The organism is Aeromonas sp. R2-1, assembly GCF_040908425.1.
Classification (GTDB): domain Bacteria; phylum Pseudomonadota; class Gammaproteobacteria; order Enterobacterales; family Aeromonadaceae; genus Aeromonas; species Aeromonas caviae.
Map to the genome: position 1 here is coordinate 12,248 of NZ_JBFODR010000048.1, position 22,821 is coordinate 35,068.

General features: G+C 59.5%; 17 protein-coding genes. 16 read left to right on the plus strand and 1 reads right to left on the minus strand.

Going from position 1 to position 22,821, the window contains the following annotated elements; translation table 11 throughout:
- Nucleotides 1-176: 176 nt before the first annotated feature.
- The 15 genes from AB5Y80_RS17100 to AB5Y80_RS17170 all read left to right on the plus strand — a co-directional run bounded on the left by AB5Y80_RS17100 (nt 177) and on the right by AB5Y80_RS17170 (nt 14,461).
- Entirely contained in the window at nt 177-1,103 is a 927-nt protein-coding gene (locus AB5Y80_RS17100; protein WP_368173244.1) for a hypothetical protein, read from the plus strand.
- A 71-nt stretch (nt 1,104-1,174) separates the two neighbouring features.
- Complete coding sequence (locus AB5Y80_RS17105; protein ID WP_323918929.1) at nt 1,175-2,392, plus strand: DUF4043 family protein; 1,218 nt, start codon at nt 1,175-1,177, stop codon at nt 2,390-2,392.
- A gap of 65 nt (nt 2,393-2,457) precedes the next feature.
- The gene (locus tag AB5Y80_RS17110) at nt 2,458-2,847 is read left to right on the plus strand and encodes a hypothetical protein (protein ID WP_323918927.1); all 390 of its coding nucleotides are present in this window, start codon (nt 2,458-2,460) and stop codon (nt 2,845-2,847) included.
- A 66-nt stretch (nt 2,848-2,913) separates the two neighbouring features.
- A complete protein-coding gene (locus AB5Y80_RS17115; protein ID WP_319881570.1) occupies nt 2,914-3,351 on the plus strand; it encodes a hypothetical protein in 438 nt (145 codons plus the stop codon).
- 1 nt (nt 3,352) lies between these two features.
- Entirely contained in the window at nt 3,353-3,934 is a 582-nt protein-coding gene (locus AB5Y80_RS17120; protein ID WP_239053184.1) for a hypothetical protein, read from the plus strand.
- A 15-nt stretch (nt 3,935-3,949) separates the two neighbouring features.
- Nucleotides 3,950-4,627 carry a DUF6682 family protein gene (locus AB5Y80_RS17125; RefSeq protein ID WP_201891290.1) on the plus strand — a complete coding sequence of 226 codons (678 nt, stop codon included), beginning with the start codon at nt 3,950-3,952 and terminating at the stop codon, nt 4,625-4,627.
- An 11-nt stretch (nt 4,628-4,638) separates the two neighbouring features.
- Nucleotides 4,639-6,381, plus strand: coding sequence for a hypothetical protein (locus tag AB5Y80_RS17130; RefSeq protein ID WP_368173245.1), 1,743 nt, complete (start codon nt 4,639-4,641; stop codon nt 6,379-6,381).
- Nucleotides 6,378-6,692 carry a hypothetical protein gene (locus AB5Y80_RS17135; protein ID WP_368173246.1) on the plus strand — a complete coding sequence of 105 codons (315 nt, stop codon included), beginning with the start codon at nt 6,378-6,380 and terminating at the stop codon, nt 6,690-6,692. Before AB5Y80_RS17130 ends, AB5Y80_RS17135 begins: the two co-directional genes overlap by 4 nt.
- Before the next feature lie 58 nt (nt 6,693-6,750).
- On the plus strand, nt 6,751-8,412 hold the full coding sequence (locus AB5Y80_RS17140) for a hypothetical protein (protein ID WP_368173247.1): 1,662 nt from the start codon (nt 6,751-6,753) through the stop codon (nt 8,410-8,412).
- Entirely contained in the window at nt 8,412-11,405 is a 2,994-nt protein-coding gene (locus AB5Y80_RS17145; RefSeq protein WP_368173248.1) for a DUF1983 domain-containing protein, read from the plus strand. The genes AB5Y80_RS17140 and AB5Y80_RS17145 overlap by 1 nt, the downstream gene beginning before the upstream one ends.
- A gap of 80 nt (nt 11,406-11,485) precedes the next feature.
- A complete protein-coding gene (locus AB5Y80_RS17150; protein ID WP_234929247.1) occupies nt 11,486-11,761 on the plus strand; it encodes a hypothetical protein in 276 nt (91 codons plus the stop codon).
- A gap of 76 nt (nt 11,762-11,837) precedes the next feature.
- Nucleotides 11,838-12,404 (plus strand): hypothetical protein, encoded by a 567-nt coding sequence (locus AB5Y80_RS17155; RefSeq protein WP_323931826.1) that lies wholly within the window; start codon nt 11,838-11,840, stop codon nt 12,402-12,404.
- A gap of 9 nt (nt 12,405-12,413) precedes the next feature.
- Entirely contained in the window at nt 12,414-12,794 is a 381-nt protein-coding gene (locus AB5Y80_RS17160) for a hypothetical protein (RefSeq protein ID WP_324046026.1), read from the plus strand.
- Nucleotides 12,794-13,051: a hypothetical protein gene (locus AB5Y80_RS17165; protein WP_045525832.1), complete on the plus strand. Its 258-nt coding sequence runs from the start codon at nt 12,794-12,796 to the stop codon at nt 13,049-13,051. Before AB5Y80_RS17160 ends, AB5Y80_RS17165 begins: the two co-directional genes overlap by 1 nt.
- A 9-nt stretch (nt 13,052-13,060) precedes the next feature.
- A complete protein-coding gene (locus AB5Y80_RS17170) occupies nt 13,061-14,461 on the plus strand; it encodes a hypothetical protein (protein ID WP_368173249.1) in 1,401 nt (466 codons plus the stop codon).
- A 21-nt stretch (nt 14,462-14,482) separates the two neighbouring features.
- Here the strand turns inward: AB5Y80_RS17170 and AB5Y80_RS17175 are convergent, their stop codons facing one another.
- The gene (locus AB5Y80_RS17175) at nt 14,483-14,869 is read right to left on the minus strand and encodes a type II toxin-antitoxin system YafO family toxin (RefSeq protein ID WP_324055959.1); all 387 of its coding nucleotides are present in this window, start codon (nt 14,867-14,869) and stop codon (nt 14,483-14,485) included.
- 460 nt (nt 14,870-15,329) lie between these two features.
- Here AB5Y80_RS17175 and AB5Y80_RS17180 point away from each other — a divergent pair, with 460 nt between their 5' ends.
- Nucleotides 15,330-22,679 (plus strand): LPD38 domain-containing protein, encoded by a 7,350-nt coding sequence (locus tag AB5Y80_RS17180; protein WP_368173250.1) that lies wholly within the window; start codon nt 15,330-15,332, stop codon nt 22,677-22,679.
- The last annotated feature ends 142 nt before the right edge of the window (nt 22,680-22,821 follow it).

Genomic DNA, 22,821 nt, shown 5'->3' on the forward strand with positions numbered 1-22,821 from the left:
GGCCTTTTTCATTTCTGAGCCCAGTGCCGTGCTGCGCCAGAGCTCGAATGCGACGATGAATGAACCCGCCTTGTGCGGGTTTTTTTGTGCCCAGCTCCAGCCGGGGAGGGCTTTCACTGAGAGCTTTCCCCCGCTTGGGCAGCGATACCACCCACTGAAAACCCACGAGGACAACCATGGATACGAGCATCGACAACCTGACCGGAACTGAAAGCCTGGACGAACTGGAAGCCATGCTGGAAGCGAACGAGCGTGAGCCCGATAGCGAGCTGGATGATGGCACTGGCACCAAGCAAACGGACGTACAACCCGCGCCGTCGGCGGGCGAGGTGGCAGCCGGTAACGAACAAGCCAGCACCGAGCAGGGCGGTGAAGGGGCCGCGGAGCCTGAGAAGGTGATCCTGGCCAAGAGCGGTCAACACACCATCCCGTATGAAGTGCTGGAGCAGGCGCGCAATGAAGCCAAGCAACTGCGTGAGCAACTGGCTCAGTCGCAGCAGGCCCAAGCCGAGCGGGACAAGCTGCAGGCGCTGATGGAGAAGCACGGGATCAACCCCGATGTTGACCCTGACGACATCAGCCAAGAGGAGCTGGCACAACTGGCACAGGACTACCCGGATCTGGGCAAGTCCATCGCAGCCATTGCCAGCAAGCTCCAAAGGCTGGAGCAGCAGGCTGCACCGCGGCCGGTTCACCTCGCCATTAATCCGGTTCAGGCCGCACTGCAGGCGGTACCTGACCTGATGAGCTGGCGGGAGAAAGACCCGGACCGATTCGACTTCGCCATCATCGTCGATGAGAAGCTCCAGGCTGACCCCGCGTGGCAAGGCAAGTCGCTGGATGAGCGATTTGCAGAGGCGGCACGCCGCACCAAGCTGGCCTTTGGTGACGAGGTTACCCCTCCCACCAAGGCACCCGGCAAGGAGGCGGATAAGCCTGCCGATTTCATCCCGTCCAGCCCTTCGGCACTCGGCCAGACCCATCATGCCGCCCCCACTGGAGTGGAGCGCTTTGGCGCCATGTCTCAGACCGAACTTATCGGCGAGATGGGCGCCATGACAGACGCCCAAATGGATGCGCTGCTGGAGCAGGCCGGGTACTAACCCACCACCCATTTCAATAAGCCAACCCCGACCACTGTGTCGGGGTTTTTGTTTTCATGTAGGAGAGGACCATGACCCAAGTCACCTCGGCGCAAGCCAACAAGATTTTGCAGGCCGCACTCTTCACGGCGGCCAACCGTTCTCACTCGCTGGTGAACATGCTGACCGAAGAGGCCCCCAAGGGCGCCAAGGTCAACGGCGGCAAGCAGACCAGCGCCGGTGCCCCGGTGGTGCGTATCACCGATCTCGGAAAAGGCGCCGGGGATGCAGTTGACATGCAGCTGTTCCACCAACTGTCTGGCCGCCCGACCATGGGTGACAAGAAGCTGGCGGGGCGTCTCGAGAGCATGTCCTTCGCGGACTTCTCGCTGAAGATCAACCAGACCCGCCATGGTGTGGACGCAGGCGGCAAGATGAGCCAGAAGCGCACCAAGCACGACCTGATCAAGACAGCTCGCGTGCTGCTGGGTGATGGCTACTACGGCCGCCTGGTTGACCAGCGCGGCTTTGCTCAGCTGGCCGGTGCTCGCGGGGATTACTCTGCAACCGATATCATCCTGCCGCTGGCGGATGACCCCGAGTTTGCCGACATCATGATCAACGAGCTGACCGCACCGACCTACGAGCGCCACTTCTTCGGTGGTGATGCGACCAGCTTCGAAGCCCTCGATGCAGCGGATCGCTTCAATCTCGGCTGCGTGGACAACATGGCGCTCTATCTGTCCGAGATGGCCAACCCCATCCAGCCGATCCGCATGGTGGCGGACCCGTCCGGTGGCGAGCCGCTCTATGTGCTCTACGTCACCCCGCGCCAGTGGCACGACTTCTACACCTCCAGCTCAGGCAAGGACTGGAACGCCATGCTGGCGGCGGTGGCGGAGCGAGCCAAAGGCTGGAACCACCCCATCTTCCGCGGGGAAGGCGCCATGTGGCGCGGCATCCTGGTCAAGCCCTACAAGGGCATGCCGATCCGCTTCAACCAGGGCAGCATTGTCAAGGTGTGTGCGGCCAACTCCGCGACCGGGGCGGAAGTGGACAAGGTTGCGGGCACCCTGATCGACCGTGCCGTGCTGCTGGGTGGCCAGGCGCTGGCCAATGCCTTTGGCTCTGGCGAGCAGGGCGGCTCTTTCGGCATGCACGAAGAGAAGACCGACCACGGCAACAGCACCGAGATCTCCATCAGCTGGGTGTCCGGTCTGCAGAAGATCCGCTTCAAGCAGCGCAACGGCAACATTCAGGACCATGGCTGCATGGTGCTGGATACCGCGGTGAGCGCCATCGCCCGCTAAGCCGCTGACCCATGGGGCTTCACGGCCCCATGACATCACTATCTGACCAGACAAGGAGCCATATCATGGCCAAGACTACCCTGCTCGCCCGAGCGTACCGCTGGTTTGTCGGCGCGTTCGGCAACCTCTCTATCTCCCCGACCCTGGTGGCCAAGCTGGCTGCCGTACCCGCTGGCGATGTTGTCGCATACGGCGACAAGGTGGAGCCCAACCTGAAAGTGGTGGGTGTGACGATGTTCAGCACTGCGCTGGGCGCGAGTACCACCATCACAGCCAAGATCGGCACGACCACCATCATCAACGCCGAGAGTACGGTGGGGGCGGTGGCAAAGTATTACCCGGTCGATGACCTGATGACCGAACCCGATCAGGAACTCACCCTCACGGTTGGTGGCGGCACGGCAACGGGCACGGTCAAGCTCAAACTGCAATACGAGGTAGTCGGCAACCTGTAAGGCTGCCGATCACTGTCCGCCCGGCCCCGTGCCGGGCTTTTTCGTTTCTGAATAGGAGTCATCGCCATGAGCGACAAGATTGCCGTGGTTTACATCGGCGACAAGCCGAGCAAGAAGGATACCGTCACCGGCAGCCGCCTGGTGTTCCCGCGCCATACCGCGGTGGATGTGGAGAGTCACATCGCCATGCAACTGCTGGAGTTCCCGACCGTCTGGATCCGCCATGAGGCACTGGCTGGCGAGCTGGCGCGTCAGGAGACTGCCGCCGAGATGGAAGCCCAGGAGCTGGAGCGCCTCGCCGCTGAAGCAGCCCGCCTGGCGGAAGAGCAGAGCATGGTGGTCGGTGAGCGCGATCTGGCCAAGATGACCTCTGCCCAACTGGCCACCCTGGTGGAGGGGGAAGAACTGGATATCGAGCCGCAAGGCCCGCAAGAGAAGGTGCCAGAATACCGGGTGCGCGTGCGTGATGCCCTGAAAGCCAAGCTGGCAAAGCAGGGGGAATAGCATGCAGATGGTGCCCCGCGAGCAGTTCCTGCCCACCGTCAGGATGCACATCACCGGCCCGCTCGAGATGCTGCTGGAGGAGGCCGTTACCGAGGCGGCTGTCACCTTCTGCCGTGAGTCTGAGCTGATCACCCTCGATCGCCTGCTGCCCAGCGCGTCAGCCGGCAGCCTGGAGGTGGTGTGCAATGTGGACGGGGTTACCTCCTGTAATGTGCTGCACCTCACTGATGCGGGGGGCGTACCCCTGGATTCTGGGCGTGACTACTTCGCCATCTCTGCCAATGAGCTGAGCATCCTGACAGATCTCAGCAACGTGCGGATCTGGTATGTGGCCACCCCGGTAAAAGGCGCCAAGGAGCTCCCCGCGCAGCTTTACCACGAGCACGCCGAGGCCATCGCTCATGGTGTTGCCGCGTTGCTCTATGCCCAGCCTGATCGCCCTTGGTCTGACCCCAAGCGCGCCAGCTACCACCGTTCCGAGTTTGTCGAGGGATGGCGTCGTGCCGGGCGGTTCCGCAAGCAGCATAGCGCCCCGACTCAAGTCGAGTTCTACAACCCGCCCCGCAAGCACTGCTTTTTCTGATCCCAAGGACACATCATGGCTACCGTGACCGTTGCAACCATCCTCAAGCGGGTAAACACCTTGCTTGTCGATCCTACTTTTACCCGCTGGCCCAAGCAGGAGCTGCTGGACTACTACAACGACGCGACCAAGGCGATCGTGCTGGTGCGCCCTGACGCACACACCAAGAACACCGAGTTCACCTGTGCGGCCGGTACCAAGCAGACTCTGCCAGCCGACGCTCTTCGCCTCATTGAAGTGCTGCGGAATGCCAACGGCAAGGTGATCCGCTACGTGGTGCGCAAGGCACTGGATGACAGCTACCCCGACTGGCACTCCAGCAACACCGCGACCACGGTGGACAACTACACCTACGAGGAGCGGGATCCGAAGACCTTCTATCTGCATCCAGGCCCGGCCGCGGCGGTGAAAGTGGATGTGATCTATTCGGTTGCCCCCCAGTCCAAGGCGTTGGCCGAGGTGGAGAGTGCTCAGAGCCCGGCGCTGGCTGACCTGGACGACATCTACATAAACCCGATCATCGACTTTATGCTCTACCGCTGCTTCTCCAAGGATGCAGAGTATTCGGCCAACTCCAATCGGGCTGCTGGTCACTACAACGCCTTCTTGCAACAGCTCGGGGAGAAAACCCAAGCTGACGCGAGCATGGAGGCACGCCAGCAGGCCAGCTTTAACCGAGTCACCGGACAGTAAGGAGGCTATATATGGCTGGTTTGTGGTATCGCGCCGGCACTATCGCTGTCACCGGTGGCAGCAAAAAGGTAGTCGGCACAGGCACTACCTGGAAGAGCGGTGTCTCTAAGCCAGATAAAGGACACCTGGTATGGGGGCCGGACGGTAAACCCTATGAGCTCGATTATGTAGAGAGCGATACCGTCCTCTATCTGGTCACTGCCTATAGCGGCGTAACAGCCACAGGGATGGCCTACTCCATCGACATCACTCGCACCGGTGCGATTCCTGCCTTTAGTCGAGAGCTATCGGCCCTTGTTGCCTATCACCAGCTTCAGATGGATGGCTGGCAGCAGCTACTGACCGGCACCGGCGATGTGACGCTCACCGCTCCTGACGGGTCGAAGCTTACAGTGCCAACCTGGGACAAAGTGATGAACGCTGGCAACGGTGTGGTGGCGCAGGCCAAAACAGAAGCAGACCGCGCCAAGGCTGAGGCCGCCAACTCGGCCGCCAGTGCAGCCTCGGCTGGTAATGCGGTCGTCGCGGCCGCGACGTCCTTGCCTGATGTGTGGGCCCCCTTATCTGACAGCCTGCGGCTTATCACCGGCTACGGTCGCGAGGTGACGGTGGGGGATGATGTCGTGGCGAAGATGGTCAATTTCTCACGCAGTACCACCGCCACCTATATCGGGAAAGATGGGGCTCTGAAAACTGCGGGGGTGAACGAACCACGTTTTGAAAAAGAGGGCTTGTTGATTGAGGGGACCAGCACGAATTTACGCAGTCAACCGCTGCACCTTGGCAGTGTAGTTGGAGCTACTGGTGAATCGCTTAATGACACACTGGGCGCCATCAATGCGGCAAAATATACAATAACAGCAGATGCAGGGCTTAGGTTGACGTTTATTTGCCAGCCCGCCTCGTCAACGTCGCTGACGTTCAGCATTAAAATACATCAGTCCTCAAGTGTCAGGTCCGGGATCCTGCTTGTTCGCGATCATACCGCAGGGGCTAACCTTGATATCGTCAACTTTAATTTAGATACGGATTCTGATTCTGTTACATGTAAAAAATTCGGACAGTGGAACTGTTACACGGTTACCACCACTCGATTTACGTCAGGCTCTGTTCCATGGGTTTACTTTGGTGCAACGGGTTCCAACTCACCAGGGCAAACCATTGGCAAGTTTTTGGTAATTGGCGATTGCCAAGTTGAGCCACTGCCGTTTGCCAGCTCATACATTCCTACAAACGGGACGGCTGTAACACGTAGTGCAGATGTCGTGAGTATTCCTGCCCTTGGGAATATGACCCCCATCGGGTTCTCGATATCGGCTGAATTCGATACGCTTCGTGGCAGCGTATCTGTTCTGATGGAGAGCGGTTGTGTGGTTTCAATGGAGCAGGAGAATAAAGCCAGGATGGCGGTTATTCGCGGAAAGTATGCAAGCGCTGATGCTGATTACGGCTTTTCAACGCATTGTGGCGCGTTTGGGCAGGCCGGTTACGTCACCGCGATCTTGAAGAGTTTTAATGTGAAGGACAGCAAAGGGATCGTCGCCGTTTCTGAGGGGGGCGGGCTGTTAAAAATGCGGGTGAATTCCAGCGTGACGAGTGTGTCATCCGCTACAGCAACAGTTGCCCCCTTGCCGAACACGATCAGGGTAGGGGCATTTGGTGATGCCGGATCATTCCCACTGTTTGGCCATGTTCGAAATCTTCGTATCTGGCATAGAACTCTTACTGATGCTCAGCTCAAGGCCATCGCATGACAGACTATATCGACCTCAACCTCAAGGCGGCCGACAAGGCCGCCATGACCAGATCTCTGCTGGTTGCTGGTTTTATCAAAGACAGCGAAACCGGCACCCTATATCACCCTACCGCCTCGCTGCAACTGCTGCCGCCAGGCATGGTCACTCGCCCCACTGGCACGATGCAGACCGTCGATGGTATCGAGATTGAGGTGCGGGATGCCGTTCCCGGCTATCACGCCAACGTGCGCACCCAGGATCCTGTGTTGGCCGCAGCCCTGGCACCGGTGACGGTCGTTGTTGAAACACCTCAGTATGTCTGGGCGTAGGGCCCTTCGATATGTGAACCTTGCCTCGTGACGCTCCCAGCGTTACGATTCCCCCATCATGGCCCTGCTCTCTCGAGCGGGGCTTTTTCGTTTCTGCTTCTCTGAGATCCCCATGCCCGTACTCGATATCGTCACCATGCGAGGGACTATGCCGCGCGTGGAGCCACACCTTCTGTCTGATGAGGTCGCGGTCATTGCGCGTGACTGTCATTTTGACCATGGGGTCATATCCCCGCTTGAAGACGACATCAGCGCAGGCACCGAATTGCCTGTCGTGCCCAGCACGATTTTTCGATATGGCCAGCACTGGTTTGCCTGGAACAAGGTTGTGGAGGCCATCCGCTCTCCGATCGCCCAGGATCCCTATGGCCGGGTTTATTACACGGATGGTGAATACCCCAAGGTGACCCATGCCCAAATCGCCACTGGCGGCGCAAACAAGCCGACAGCATGGTATCGCCTTGGCGTGCCGGCACCGGGCGTGCCTGTCGGGATAGGGGCAGTTACTCCACCGATGGGTGGGACAGATGACGATCTCACTGATGATGAAACCCGCTACTACGTGGACACCTATGTGACCGCCATGGGGGAGGAGGGGGCACCAGGCCCGGTAAGTGGTAAGGTCACCATCCCTATTCCCGGCTCGACCGTCAACCTCGTGCTTTCTGCGCCGCAGTCCCAAGACAGCAACATTACGAAGCGCCGTATTTATCGCTCAGTATCAGGTGGCGGGCTGGCCGATTATCTGCTGGTTGCAGAGTTGCCGATCGCGCAGGCGGCTTTTGCTGATAACCGTGCAGACGCGCAGCTTGGTCCGGTTCTGGAGACCTATGGCTACACGCCTCCGCCTGCTTCGCTGCGTGGGTTATGCCAGATGGCGAACGGCATGTGCGCCGGCATTGCGGGCAACTCTCTCTATTTGTGCGAACCCTACTTACCCTATGCCTGGCCAGAGAAGTACCGCCTCACAACTGAGCATGACATCGTTGCGATCGCAGCCATCGACACCACTCTGGTCATCGGCACCAAGGGGTACCCGTATCTGGCACAGGGGGTCAGCCCGGCATCCGTGACCACCCAGAAGCTGAGCCAACTGCCGCAAGCGTGTATCAGCGCGCGCTCGATGGTGGCGATGGATGGGGTGGTGCTCTATGCCTCCCCAGATGGGCTGGTAGGCATTGGCGCAAATGGCGGTCAGGTGGTGACCGAACAGATCATCACTCGGAATCAGTGGCGCGCCATGAAACCTGAGACCATGCGGGCATGGCACCACGAAGGCAAGTATGTGGCCATGACGGATACCCATGGACTGATTTTTGATCCGAAAAGCGGCGACCTTCGAGAGCTGACGAATCGGTGGGATGCGGCTGTATCCGATATGGAGAGTGATTCTCTTTTCGTAACCAAGGGGCGTCACCTGCACATCTGGCGGGGAGGTAACGCCAGCAATGGTCAGTTTATCTGGCGGTCGAAGCTCTTCATGGTGCCAGAAGGTACCTCATTCAGTTGCTGTCGTGTGCTGGCAGACGAGATCGACCTGGTCGGGATCCGGCTATTTGTGGACGCAGAGATCGTGATGGATCTCCCCCCTGGAAACTTGGTCGCAGGGGCATTTCGGTTGCCACCAGTTCGCGGCCGACGCTGGCAGGTAGAGGTCTTCGGAACCTCGTTGGTGAGCCGCATCACTTTGGCGAGCAGCATGATGGAGATGGTGAACTGATGTCGAGGAAGCCTGCATATCGTGCTGGCCGGGATCAGGCCGCCACATCAGAAAACGTAGAGCTGCTGACGGGCCAGCGTGGGGATCGCCTGGATAAGGCGGTCACCTATCGGGAACTGGCAGCTCTGGGATTGTCCACCCTGCGCCAGGGGGCTGGCGGTGTGTTTGTCCCGGGCAAGAACCCGGAGCTTTTCCCGCCTGGTCAGATGGAGTTTCCCCACGCTCCGGTCAATGTGATCGCGAATGGCGCGTTTCACACGGTATTAGTGGAATGGGATCCGCCGAAGTATCGAGGGCATGCTCATGCCGAGATCTGGCGAGCAGAGGTGAACAATCAGTCCGATGCCGTTCTGGTGGGCACGACTTCCGCCAATCTCTTTTCGGATGCGATAGGGAAAGGGGCCAAGTTTTATTACTGGGTGCGCTTCGTCAATGGCGCTGATGACAAGGGGCCATTCCAGGGTGTGAATGGTGTTGTAGCCGAAACCAGTCGGGATGTGCAGGACATTCTGGATGAGTTGCAGGGGAAGATTGAGGGTAGCCATCTTGCCCAAGAGCTCCTGAAACCGATCCAGGATGTTCCCCAGCTCACAGCGATTATCAACGAGACCAAGGCCAACTTGGCTCAGCTGGACGCCAGAGAAAAGCAGGTGAATGACCTGCTCAATTCCGCACAAGCACAGCTCGGTGACAACTACATCAATGTCACGCTCATTCAAGAGCAACTTCGCAAGAAAATTGAGAAGTACAATCTCGATTTTGAGAGCTTCCGTGACGCCGTGTTCAGCGTTGACCCCGGCACCGGGGAGATCACGATGGAGGCCATCAATGCGGTTCGCTCCGAGTTGGGCGCTCAGATTTCGACAGTGAGCCAGCACCTCGATGCTGTGGAGGCCATTGTTGAAACATGCGTAACCAGAGCGGAGATTGGCGCTGAGTTTGAGCGAATCACCAACGTCGAACAGCGGATCGATGGTATCAACGGCGCCTTGGCCCAGACTGCCACTAAGTCAGAAATGGACCAGCTCGGTACCCGGGTGACGCAAGTCGGCCAGACCCTGGATGCGACCAATGCCACCCTTTCCCAGAAAGCAGGGAAGTCTGAACTCGATGCCCAAGGCCTTCGCTTGGCGCTGGCTGAGCACCAGCTCGAGGCCAACACCTCAGCCACCGAAGCCAACGCTCGCAGAATCGATCTGATGAAAGCAGAGCTGCAGCAGGCGGATGCGGCCCTTTCGGCCTCCATTACTGAGCTGTCCCAAGCGGTTGCCAATGAGAATGGAGCGCAGGCTCAGCGTCTCACTGCTCTGGAGGCGCTTACTGGTGGGCATGAGGCGGCAATCAGCGAGTTGCAGCAGGTGGTGACAAGTGACGGGCAATCACTGGCGAGCAAATTCGAGAACCTGAGTGCCAGCGTTGATCTTGCTGCTGAAGCCGAAATTGTGGGGACACTGGGGGCTGCCACCGAAGCGAACCGACAGCGCCAAGCAACCGGTGAAATCCGGCGAGAGCAGAAAGTGCTGAGCGGTCAGCAGGAGGCCATGGCCACCACGATCGAGCAGTTGGGAGCGACCTTCCAGGCGGAGTCTGCTGACCTTCGTGGGCAAATCCTCAGCGAGCAGACGGTGCGGGCCTCGGAAACGGAGGCGTTATCTCAGCGCATTACGGTAAACGAAACCAGCTTCAACGCAGCAGACCGCGCTCTCGAGGCGAGTATTGCAGAAGTTGCCAGGACTGCTGCGAACGCGACCGAGTCAACGGCAAACCAGATCCAGCAAATCACTACTGAATTTCAGGCCGCAGACCAACAGCTCTCAAGCCAAATCACTGCCGAGTCAGAGGCCAGAGCGAATGCAATCAGTGCAATGAGCAGCCAGATCGACACCGTGTCGGCGGTGGCCGGCAGCAAGAATAAAACCCACTTTCAAGCCACGGCACCCAGCTCCGGCATGGGGACTGGCGACTTGTGGTTCGATACTGCCAACAACAACAGGCCGTACCGTTACAGTGGTACGGCCTGGGTCGCCACTGACGACCCACGGATCGCCGCCAACGCCGCAGCCGTTCAACTCCAGAGCCAAGCCATTGCCGACTTGCAAAATGGTGCACAGGCCATGTGGACAGCGAAAGCCAATGCCGGTCAGATCTCTTCGGGGATCGGGTTGATTGCCAAGTCTGATGGCACGAGCCAGGTGGCTATCTCTGCCTCTCAGGTGTTCGTATTCAACCCGAATAGCTCAACGCCCATGGCGCCGCTGTTTGCCATCGACAATGGTCAGGCGGTCATTGCAGAAGCCATCATCCGCAAGGCCACTATCCAGATCCTGACGTCCGAGAAAATCACGGCGGACTACATCAAAGCGGGGGTCAGCATGTCGGCGCCTGCGATCTCGGGCGGTTCCATCGATATGGGCAATGCCTTCCTGTCTGGTGGGGCAGCAGGGTTCGGTAAAGGCGGGCCTTATGCCAGTTGGGGATTCGGCTGGTACACGATGATCTATGCGGACGGCAGCATCTATACCAATCGACTTCGTGCAGAAGGCGGTTATGTGAAGAACATGACCATCAACAACTGCACGATTGCTGCCGATTGCGTGGTGCTGGGGACGTTGGAAGCGGATCGGATTGTGGGAGATATCACAAGGATGATCAGGGCGTCAGGTAACTTCTCTTTGGCAGGTTACAAGCGAGCCAGAAACATGGTCTGTATCAAACCACTCACAGGTCTCGCAGAGGTTTCCGGAGCCGGCACGATAGGGCTTATATTGTTGTGCAAGCTCAACGGCACTGAAGTAGCCAGGGCTACGTCCACAGCCTCGTTCCCTGTGGGTACGAATAGAGCGCCAATGAGTGTGACCTTCCAAGATGCTTTTGTGATCCCCGCTGGGACTGCGACCGTCAACATTACCTTCGAAGTGGTGGCCTATCCTGGGTCATCTATCCAGAACCAGCGCCTTATCGGGGAGAGCCTATGGCTGATGGGTCTATGGTGAGGGCTGCTTTGAACCGCATCGCCAGGGATACCGGGAGTCCTAATCTCCCTCTCGAACTACAAGACGCCATCCGAAACCGGATGGCGTTTTTGTTTGTGCGTGGCGATGACGGGTTTGTGCTTAAGCCACAGGCAGAAGATGGCGTGATCGGTGTCCTGGTCTGGGCGGGGTGGGGGGATGGCGGGGCGCCTGAGCGGCACCTGCCGGAAGTGAAGCGTCTGGCGCGTCTGATTGGGGCACGCTGGCTGCGCTTCCACTCGGCGCGTATGGGGTGGCTCAAGGTCGCACCAAGAATGGGATGGGTTCGTCAGCCGGATGATGCTGACGGGTTCTATGTGTTTCAGATCAACCTGTGAGGGGTAGGTGATGGGGAAGGGCGGTTCGAACGAAATCAAGGAGACCGAGGCTCAGAGGGCTGCGGCCGGTGTAGCGATGGAACAGTGGGAGCTCTACAAGAACGACCTGCAGCAGTACGAGGACTATTTCATCGAGAAGGTGGATGACCTCAACGGTGAGGGGAAGTACGACAAACTGGCAGGCACGGCAGCGCTTGGCACTGCTCAATCCTTTGGTGAGGCGCGCGCCGGGCTGGCTGACTCCATGGCGGCCAGTGGAGTAGATCCAACCAGCGGCAGGTACCAGGAGGCTATGGAAGGTCTTGCAACCGACCAGGCATTGAGCCAGACCGATACCGCCAACCGAGCGCAGTCCAGCCAGCAGGACAAGCATGTGGCTGGGCTCAAGGATGTTGTGAGTATTGGCGCGGGGCAGAAGGCTGAATCTATGGCTGGTATGGGGGATGTGGCCACAACCAGCTTGCGCAAGGCAACCAGTGACGCACAGAGCTCTTACCAAAGCCAGCAGGCGACAGCTGGCTTGGTGGGGACTCTGGCAGGAGCTGCCACCTCGTATGGGCTGGCCAGCCTGAAAGCGCCGGCGGCAACGGAGATCAAGAAAATCAGCCCGACTGCATCAGTGCTGCAGGGCAAGGGTTACTAAGGGGGTTCCATGGGTTACGCCGCAGACACTTACGCCAAAATCACCCGAGAGCAGTACCAGGACTGGAAGACACGCTTCTACCCCAAGCAGCAGGAGCTGATGGAGTTGGCCACTAACGGCCAGTTACTGCGGGAGCAACTGGGACGGGTGGATGAGAACAACGCCAACGCGCTCCGCTCAGCTCGGCAGGCTACGGCCAACCGCAATGCGCGAATGGGGCTGGGTACCAGTAGCAATGCCAACGATAACAGCCAGGGGCTGCGGATGGCGCTGATGACGGCGGGTACCGAGAACGGCCTTCGTGAACAGGAGCAGACCCGACAAATGGGGATCCTGACCGGCGCGGATGCGGGGCTGCGTGAGGCAATCAAAACCGGAGGGGGTGTGTGATGGGGTACGGCATTTTGGATATCGGCGGCCAGACACGCCAGCAAGGTCTGGCGGGCTTGCGCGATGCAGCCAACCGAGAGTCGGAGATGGAGGCTACCAATAAGAGTCTCAAGACCGCTCGCAAGGGGCAAACCCTGAGCACAATCGGTACTGGCGCATCGATGGGCGCCGTGTTGGGCATGGCAGGTTCACTCGGTGGCCCTCTGGGCGCACTGGCAGGTGCTGGGGTTGGGTTTCTGGCAGACAGCTTGTTTTAAGGGGGCATGATGAGCGTATCGGGATTGGCGGAAGGTTTTCTGGCTGGCTTCAACACCATGGACCGCTACCAGCGGGGCCAGAAAGAAGATGAGCGGATGGATAAGGCCATGAGCCTGCGTGATGCCATGTGGCAGAACGAACAGGGCCGGCAGAAGGTGGCGGATGAGCGCTACCAGAACGAGCTGGTGTACCGCGAGGGGCGCGATAAGCTGGCTGATGCCAAGTATGACAGGCAGTTCGCCCTCACCGAGCGTCAGGTGAAATCTGCAGAGGCGCGAGCCGGTGCTGCTGAGCGGCGAGCGGCGGCACAGGAAGCTCGGCAGCAGCAGGAGTATGAGTGGCAAAAGACACTGCGGGACAAGCAGCTTTTCCAGCAGGAGAACCTGCCGATTATCCAGTCTGGCTGGCAGGCTGTGACCGAAGGCAAAGACCCGGGCCAGCAATTCTGGAGCGTGGTGCGCGACCCGCGCGCAGGCTCATTCAATCCGGAGCGCTATCTGCAGCAGGACTACGCCGAGGCTGGCAAGACTTTTGTCACCTATGCGGGCAACCTGGTGCGCCAGGCGCAGGAAGGAAAACTGGATCCAACTACGCCCGAGGGGCACGCTGCCGTCAATAACCCTGACTTCATCAAGGCGGCCGGCACCCTCTATCAGGATGAGGTCAGCAAAGGCGTGGGCGACATCGATCCGGAAAGCGGCAAGACCATCACCGGCAAGCAGTTGAACAACATCATGATCACCCCGGACGGGCGTGGTGTGGTATTGGGAGTGGAAGTCACCTATGACGACGGCAGCAAGGCCGTGCGTCCGGTCACCAACAACCGCACTTCTTCGCCCGATGATCACCCCAAAGTTATCCCCATCAACGACTTCTTGAAGCCAGCCTACCAGCGGGCGGCACTGGCCAAGCACATGATTGGCAATGCCGAGCAACTGCGGGTTTCCCTGGGGTTGTCGGCTGGTCCGGATGACGCTGGATTCAAGAAGGCGGTCACCGAGCTGGAGAAGCAGCACGGCCAGAACAAGGCGCGCATATCTGCCAGCAATGCAGAGGATAAGGACCTACAACAGGAGGCTCTGGACGCCCAGTTTGAGCGGAGCAAGGCCTCACTGGCGGACACCTACGGCAAGACCCGCATTGCCGAAGCGCCCAGGCAGGAGGCCCCCATCAAGGAGTGGACTGGCGGCGATCCCGAGCGCCTGCAGTTCGTGAAGGAGGCCAACCAGCATGGCAAGCTGAGCAGCCTGCTGGACTCCCCGGCCAGGATGAACACGGCCTTTGAGCTTTGGCGCCAGCAGGCGGCCAAACAGCGGCAGACTGAGCAGGCTACCGTCACGGCCAATCGACTCCGTGACACGGAGACCAACGCCTATCAGGCAATGAGCCTGGCCCAGGCAAGGAAATGATGAAAAAAAGGCAGCTTAATATCAGCTGCCTTTTTGTTCATTTGTTCTGTGGTACTCAGCATTGGCCACGTAATACTCCAAGTCTTTGTAGGAGTAATGATTGTGAGCGTCAAAATCCGGGTCTTCATCATGATCAAGCAGCAAGTCATGAATAACAAAACAGAACCCATCTCTTTCCCTGAAGGCTGAATAGACGACCGATTCATGGCTTGTGCAGCTCCATTGCGGCTTGTCTGGTGACCAAGTGGCATCGCCATCATAGTGAACGTGAGCTATGTTCTCATCTATGATGCCGGGAAGAAGATCTTGCGGGTGGTCAAACACCCTATCACGACCAAACTGACTGTGAATTGACGGCTCTTTTGCTTGAAGACCTTCATTCTTCGCAACAAAGTTGTCATAGCTCATGGTCAGGCTTAGCCGCTTATACTCGCAGAACTCAGCAACAACATCGTCTTGGACGGCCCTATGATGGCTGCCAGAGTCGAACTGTATGTCAGGATCTACAATGACGCGGACTGAGACGGGGGAGGCGGGAGAAGACAAGGATTACTTTTTGAACTTGTCGTAGTTGCGCTTTGCGCGAGCTTCCTCGCGCGGGATGAACACGCCAGCACGCTCCTCTTTTGTGAAGGGGCTCTTAACAACGCGACGTTGAGCGTTCATGCTGTGCCTCATGTATTTGCAGTGATTAGGTAAAGTAATTTACTGCACTAAGGCTAAATCACATAGACGCCATGGTCAACATAAATTTTATAATCCATATCGGTTTTAGCCATCTTATCTATATGATTTAAAACGTTTTTTATATATTCATTGCCATGAGAGACTACCAGCGTTAGCATCTCTCCATCGTCGATCAGTCTGCATGCTGATCGCCCCATCTCAAAAGCCCCGAACGGTTCGCCGCTCGGGGCTTTTCTTTTGCTCGAAATCCGAGGACACCATGGACAAACCTGGACTGCGTGACGCCCTGCCACAACCGCGACAATCTGACACTCGTAATGACCCCTTCTGGAGCACGCTCGATAGCAGCCTGTCTGCCGCAGCGGCTGCACCACCCCAGCCAGCCGAGCCTTTAGCCAAACGTGATCTTGATGTCAGCCTGGGCGATGTCGCCCGCGGGGTGGGCGCTGGGGCACTTGATCTGGTGGGCGGCATTGGTGAGCTGGCACGGCAGGCAAGCAACTTCGGCAAAGAGAATGCCGGGAAGCAGGGGGGCGACTACCTGGAACAGGCTCGTGCCAATATGGCCAACAAGCTGAGCCCGGTGCTGGATGTGGTCGCAGGTGCAGGTGATCTGGCCGCGTCTGGGGCGGAATCTCTGAATGATGGGATGAGTGCTGACGCCAAGGAGGCACTGGGACGCCGACTGGTCGATGAAACGCCAGAAGGCCGACTGACCCTGGGGGATGGCGCAGGGGATATCGATGTCTGGGCGATGAAAATGGCGCAGGGCGTGGGCTCTTTGCTGCCGACGCTCGCCGCTGGCGGGGTGACTGGGGTGGCCGCCAAAGCCTCTATCGGCCGCGCTGTCACTGCATCCATGGTCAAGCGTGGCGCGACCCAGGAGGTAGCCGAAGCGGTCGCCGCCAAGGCAGTATCCAAAATTGCCACCGGCGCCGCTGTGACCACTGGGGCGACAGGATCGGTGGGCAGTGCCGGGGTGAACACCCGCGAAACCGTGCTGGGCATGAGCTTTGACGAGCTGGCGGCCAGCGAAACCTTCCGCCAAGCGTTCACTCGCATCGACCAGGATCAGCAGACCTCCCATCTCTCTGATGAGGAAAAGCTGGGGCTGGCCCGGGAGGAAACGGCCAACTTGGCTAGCCGCGCCACCATGAGTGATGCCAAGGTGTGGGGAGCTGCCGCCATGGGCTCCATGATGGGCGACGCCATGTTGTTCAAGATGCTCGCTGGCAAGGCAGCAGCAGGTGGTGTGCTGAAAGGAGCAGGCAAGGGGGCGGTAGGTGAGGGGGTTGGTGAGACCCTGGAAGAGGGTTTCCAACAGTACGCCATCAACGAATCGTTGAACGAAGTGGCCGCCGCCGAGATCGACCCAATGAAGGGGGTGGTGTCGAGCGCGCTCGAGGGTGGTCTGATCGGTATGGGCACTGGCGGTGCGGTGGGGGCTGTCGGTGGAGCACGAGGCGGCAAGCATGCCAGCGCAGAGGAGGGGGGCGGGGCCGATCCGGTTTCAGAGCCTGTCGCGCCGGTGACGGAGGACGCTGCTGGCACGGTAGTGGATCCGGTCTCTGCATCCGCTCCACTGGAGGACGGCGAGCAGGCGCTCTTTGCCACAAAGGCCGAGGGAGATCTGAACCCGCTCGGCCCCAGTGGCAGCCAGTTTGACGAGCTGCGTGATGTTCCCGCCTATCTGCGTCAAGACGATACCGCCGATCGTTTCAAGGGGATGGCGCAGGATAGCGACGTTCAGCGAGCCTTGGCCGGTGAATACGGTCGGTCGGTGCAGGATCTGGTCACGGCCCAGATGCAGGCTGGGGACCAAGGCAAGAGCCTCTATGAGCTCGCCCAGGCTGGGGATCTCGGGGTTGACCCCTTCGCTGGCAACAAGAGCGCCCTGCAGGTGGCGGCAGAGGGGCAGCGTCCGGCGCTGCCACTCAAGGATGTGATCTTCGCCGGCGATGCAAATGCCAAACCCGCGGGGGAGGCTGTGGCAGCTCCTGGGGATCATGATGACCAACAGGCAGGCCCTGGCCCGCAATTCCGAGGCGGTGAGCGCACCCGGTGGCAGAGCGGACAGGAGGGGGAGCTGCTCCCGTCCGAGCCGGTTGCGGAGCAAGTCCGAACCGCGCTTCCTGGGGCGGTCATTGAGGGGGAGGGGCGCGAGGTCGGTTCCGAGCTCCCGCACCGCGATGTGGTCTACGGCGCCGATAACCGCCAGCCGGATGCAACGCCGATCAAAGATGATGTGCCTGCCAGCGCGGAGTCCGACTCCATTTTTGGCCCGCTCAGGACCCTTCGCATAACCCGCAAAGGCAAGCCGTTCGCCAGTGAGAAAGAGGCTGCCATGGCCAGCCGCAAGGGCAAGGAAACCCCGGTTCCCCTCAAGGGTGGTGGTTTCGGCGTGGCAGAGATTGCCGAGATAGAGCAGGTAAGGGCCGAACAGCCCACCCCCAGCCAGCCCCAACAACTCGCACCGGCCGTCGATACCGGCTACCGGGATGTTATCCCTTCCAGCGAACAATCCGAGGTGACCCATGACCAATCTGCCCCGATACCTGCAATCAGCAGTGAGCGACCAGGTGATCAGCCTGGCGCAGGCGATCCGGTTGCAACAGGTGTTGGACAAACCCCTGCCGAACTCGCGGAGCGAGCTGGACCCGGAGATCCGGCAGATGGTGCTTCTCTTGTACCTGTACCTGTCACCCAACCAGGAGAGGAAAATGCACTGACAACCCCGGCACCTGCCGGGGTTGCTGTATCTGAAGGAGGGCAACCTGAGCAAGCTCGCACGACTGCCGGGCCAGCGGCGGCGCCGACACCCTGGTCGGAGATGATTGATAACCCTGATGGCACCATCACCCTGAAAGGCGAAGTGCCGATCATCAAGCAGTGGGCCAAGGATAAAGGCGTGAAGGCGATCCCGGGTAAGGGTGGCTTAGTAGTGTCCACGACATCGGTGGCGAAGGTGCGACAACACACCACCTCTGTTACCAGTGAACCGGTGCGGCAGATTGAAGCGGCCCGCGCCGAGGTTGCGCCGGAGCCCACCGAGGCGCAGAAGGAGGCGGGGAACTACAAGAAGGGTCACCTCACGCTGCAGGGGTTGGACATTGCGCTCGAGAACCCCAAAGGCTCCACCAGATCCGGTACCGATCAGGATGGCAGGCCGTGGCAGTCAACCATGGCTCATGACTATGGGTACATCAAGCGCACCCAGGGGGCTGATGGCGATCATGTCGATGTGTTCATCGGCGATAAGCCGGAAAGCGAGATGGTCTACGTGGTGGACCAGGTGGACCCCAAAACCGGAAAGTTTGACGAGCACAAGGTGATGATGGGATTCGCCGACGAGCAGGCCGCCAGGGCTGGCTACCTTGGCAATTACGAGGAGGGCTGGCAAGGCCTGGGTGCCATCAAGGCGATGCCAGTGGATGCGTTCAAGCGCTGGGTGAAGGGAGGGGATACGAGGTCCTCGATTGCTGCTCAGTCTGTTGCTGGCACCGTGAACTCTGTTCGTTTCTCCAAGCAGGCGATGGCCCAGGGCGACAAGCCAATCAAGCACTTGACCCGCAAGGAGGCTGAGCTGGTTTCCCGTGGCTGGTTCAAACAGTACCGAGGGGCGAGTGGTATCAAGGTGCAGATCCACGCCACCCAAGGGGAGCTTGAGGGGGCCCTGGAACTGGAAGCCAAGGAGGGGCTTATCCGGAGAGCGGCGTTTGACGACGATGCCGGCACCCTACACGTAGCTGCGGACACCATTTCGGACCCCAAGCGGATGCGCGAGATCCTGCGCCATGAGGTGCTGGCCCACTATGGCCTGGCCAACGTCCTGGGTGACGGGGAATACACCAAGCTGATGAGCCGCCTAATCCAGTCCCAGAAGGACCCCAGCATGAAGCCGGTGTGGGACTGGGTGAACACCCATTACGCCGATGAGGACATCGGCACCCAAGCCGAGGAAGTGGTGGCTCATCTCGCAGAATTGGAGCAGGGGGCCTGGGGCCGTGGCTGGGATCGGGTTGTAGCCTGGGTGACACGGGCGCTGCGCGCCGTTGGCTTCGTGCCGGATGGCATCACTGCTGCTGAGACCCGTTCCCTTATCGAAGGGTTGGGTAAGAAGCTGAGAAAAGCAGATGCAGAGGTTGGCTCAGCTGAAGGAGAGAGGTTGTGGTTCAGCGCCGAGCGCTCTCCCTGGGGCAAGGATTTCCCCGAGGTGATCTTGCATGGGCGCCTGGCAGATGCGACCAGTCATCCTGACTATGCCGCGGCCAAAGGGGGCGATGATGCTGCCGCCCGGCGGCTGGTCCGTGATGTGCTCTCTCCCGATGCTATAGGGAAGCTCAAGGCGCTTGTTGGTGTTCGCCAGGCCATCGCCCTCGGAGTGCATGCCGAGGAGGCTGTGAGCCGCAATGCTATCCCCAGCGCCATGGCTGATATCTTGGGCAAGGTTCTGGGCATTGAGGTCGATCTAGACATCATGCAGTCCGCCAAGGTTGGGCGAACGGCGCAGGACGGATTTGGCCGACTGGCAAATCAGCCCGGATTTGATGGCCCAGTCCGAAACGACAAACCCTATCTCATCATGGATGACACACTGACCCAGGGCGGCACCCTGGCGAACTTGAAGGGATACATCGAGAACCGTGGCGGGGAGGTGCTTGCCGCGACAGCGTTGACCGGAAAGCAATATTCCGCCAAAATTGCGATTGATAGCTCAACCCTTGAGCAACTCCGAGATCAGTATGACGGCACAGGCCTTGAAGCGTGGTGGCACAACCGATTTGGATACGGCTTTGACTCTCTCACCGAGTCCGAAGGCCGATACCTCCTTCGTGCCAAGGATGCTGACAAAGTCCGAGATCGAGTCGCTGCGGCAGGACCGCAAACGTCGGCACGAAGCGAATATGAAAGCGCTCGAGACGATGGATCTCTCCCGCCTGATGGTCTGAAGTTCAGTCAAACAAATTCCGCGGCCGACGAAGCGCTGCAAAAGCTCAATCTGGGCCCCAAGCCCGACATCATCGACAAGACCAAAATCAACCTGAACAAGCTCCGTCAAGTTGACCGAGGCGTGGTCAGCTCATGGGTTGATCGCGTCATCAAAAAAGCCAATACCGAGGTGCTCGACGCGCTGGCCCCCATCAAGTACGCCGAGGAGGCTGTCGGCATTACCGATGCTGCTGACTCCGGCTATGTGGCTGCACGGATGGCGACTGGCGCAGCCTCTACGATGCAGGCGACCATGCTTTACGGTTTGCCGGAGTGGAAGGATGGGGTGATCCAGCGCAAGGCTGGCACCGGCGAGAAGGATGCGCTGCTGGGAATCTTTGCCGACCTGGGAGCTGACCTGCACAACTGGCTGGGCTGGATGGCCGGCCACCGGGCCGAGCTGTTGCTGGCCCAAGGGCGTGAGAACCTTCTCGACGCCCAGGACATCGCTGCCCTCAAGGCTCAAGGTAAAGGCAAAGAGGCCAAGTTTCTTGACGCCAAAGCGCGCTGGAATCGGCTCAATGCCGCCACCCTGGACCTGGCACAAGAAGCTGGGCTCTTCACCAAAGAGGCCCGGGTGGAGTTCGAAAGCGAGTGGTATATCCCCTTCTTCCGTGAATCCGACGATGGCGATGTGATCGCTCCCTTCAAGCCGAGGGGCATTGCCAACCAGAACGCCGGCATCAAGAAGCTCAAGGGGGGCGAGGCCAACACCAACGACCTGCTCGAGAACATCTTCACCTCCACCTCCAAGCTGATCGACGCCTCCATGAAGAACATGGCGGCCCAGAAGGCGGTTTGGAACCTGGCTGACACCGGCATCATCGAGGTCATCCCGAAGCCAAACAAGATGGATTACCAGGCCCTTGCCAATGGCAAAGACAGGATCATGGTCAAACTGGAGGGGGAGGACTACATGATCCGGGTTGAGGATCCGGACCTCTATCGCGCTATGACCTTCTTCGACCGCAAGCCGTTCGGCGCCATGGTCAATGTGGCGGCCAAGGCCAAGCGCCTGCTGACTGCTGGGGTCACGGCATCCCCCGAATTCATGCTGCGCAACTTCCTGCGCGACTCCCTCTCCAGCTGGGCCATCAGCAAGGATGGCTTCAAGCCGATGATTGATTCCATCAAGGGGGTGAGGAAAACCTGGCGCATGGACGGCAGCACCATTGACGTGATGTTCAGCGGAGCCTCCTTCCTGGGCGGCTACGTGAATGGCAATGACCCAGAGGCGATGGCCGATACCGTGCGTAAGTCGCTGCGACGCAAGGGGATGACCCCGGAGCAAATCGCCCGCTACGAGAAGAGCATCATCCGCAATGCGGCGCATGCCAAGGGCGTGGTGGCAGACGCATGGGAGAAATACAGCAGGGTGGGTGAGGCGGTTGAAAACGGGAACCGTGAAGCTGTATATGACGCTGCCATCAAGGCCGGGAAGAGCCACGCCCAGGCGGCGTTCGAGTCGAAGGACCTGATGGATTTCTCCATGCTGGGTGCCTCACGCACCATGCAGGTCATGACCCAGGTGCTGCCGTTCTTCAATGCCCGGGTGCAGGGCCTTGGCAAGCTGACCCGCGAGCTGCGAGACAACCCGCGAGCCATCGCCAAACGCGCAGGCATGATCACGGCAGCGAGCGTAGCGCTATTGGCCCACAACTGGGACGATGAGCGCTATGAAGGGTTGCCGGACTGGGATAAAGACGCCAACTGGCACTTCTGGCTTGGTGATCACCATTGGCGGATCCCCAAGCCGTTCGAGATTGGCGTGCTGTTCGGTACCATCCCCGAGCGCATGGTCCGGGCCTTGGGTGACAAGGACACCGGGGCCCAGTTCGGTAAGGCGGTGGCCAGGGCGATAGGTGATACCTTCGCCCTCAACCCGACCCCCCAGCTCGTCAAGCCGATGGTAGAGGCTGCCTTTAACTATGACAGCTTCCGAGGTGGCCCCATCGACGGTCCGCAAGACCTGAACGTCCAGGCGGAGGCACGCTACAACGAGCAGACCAGCTTGCTGATGCGCGAGCTGGGGGAGCTCACTGGCTTCTCGCCGAAGCAGCTTGAGCACCTGGTTATCGGTTACACCGGCACCATGGGCAGCTATGTGATGGCTGCAGCGGACGGTCTGATACGGGCCGCCGGGCCAGGAGAGTCAGCAAGCTGGCGCGCCGACGAGATCCCGCTTGTGAAAGCGGTGTATCGCGGCACTGGCCCTGCAAAGTCCACTCAGCACATGGAAGAGTTCTACCGAATGCTGAACGAGGTGAACCAGCTCAAGCGCACCGTTGACCAGTACCGCAGTGAGGGGCTCACAGATAAGGCCCGCGAGCTGCTGGAGGAGCAGGGTGGGATCTTGAAGGCGCGCCGCAGCCTGAGCCGCACTCAGCAGCAGGTCCGGGTGGTGCGCAACAAGATCGAGCTGATCCAGCGCGACCGCACACTGACCGCAGAAGAGAAGCGCCGGCGCATCGATGAGATGCTGGCCCGCCGTAATGACCTAGTGTATCAGGCAGTCAACAAGAACAAGTCGAACTGGGAGTAAGGGGGAACAGCGGCCCTAGCTGAGCCTCTGTGATAGGGGTAATCTGGGGCCTTTATCGCAGAGGGCCCTGACCATGTGGATTCTGTTTGCTCTGATAATGATGGTGGTGGCGCTGAAAGCGTTCAGTGTCAGCTTCACCCTG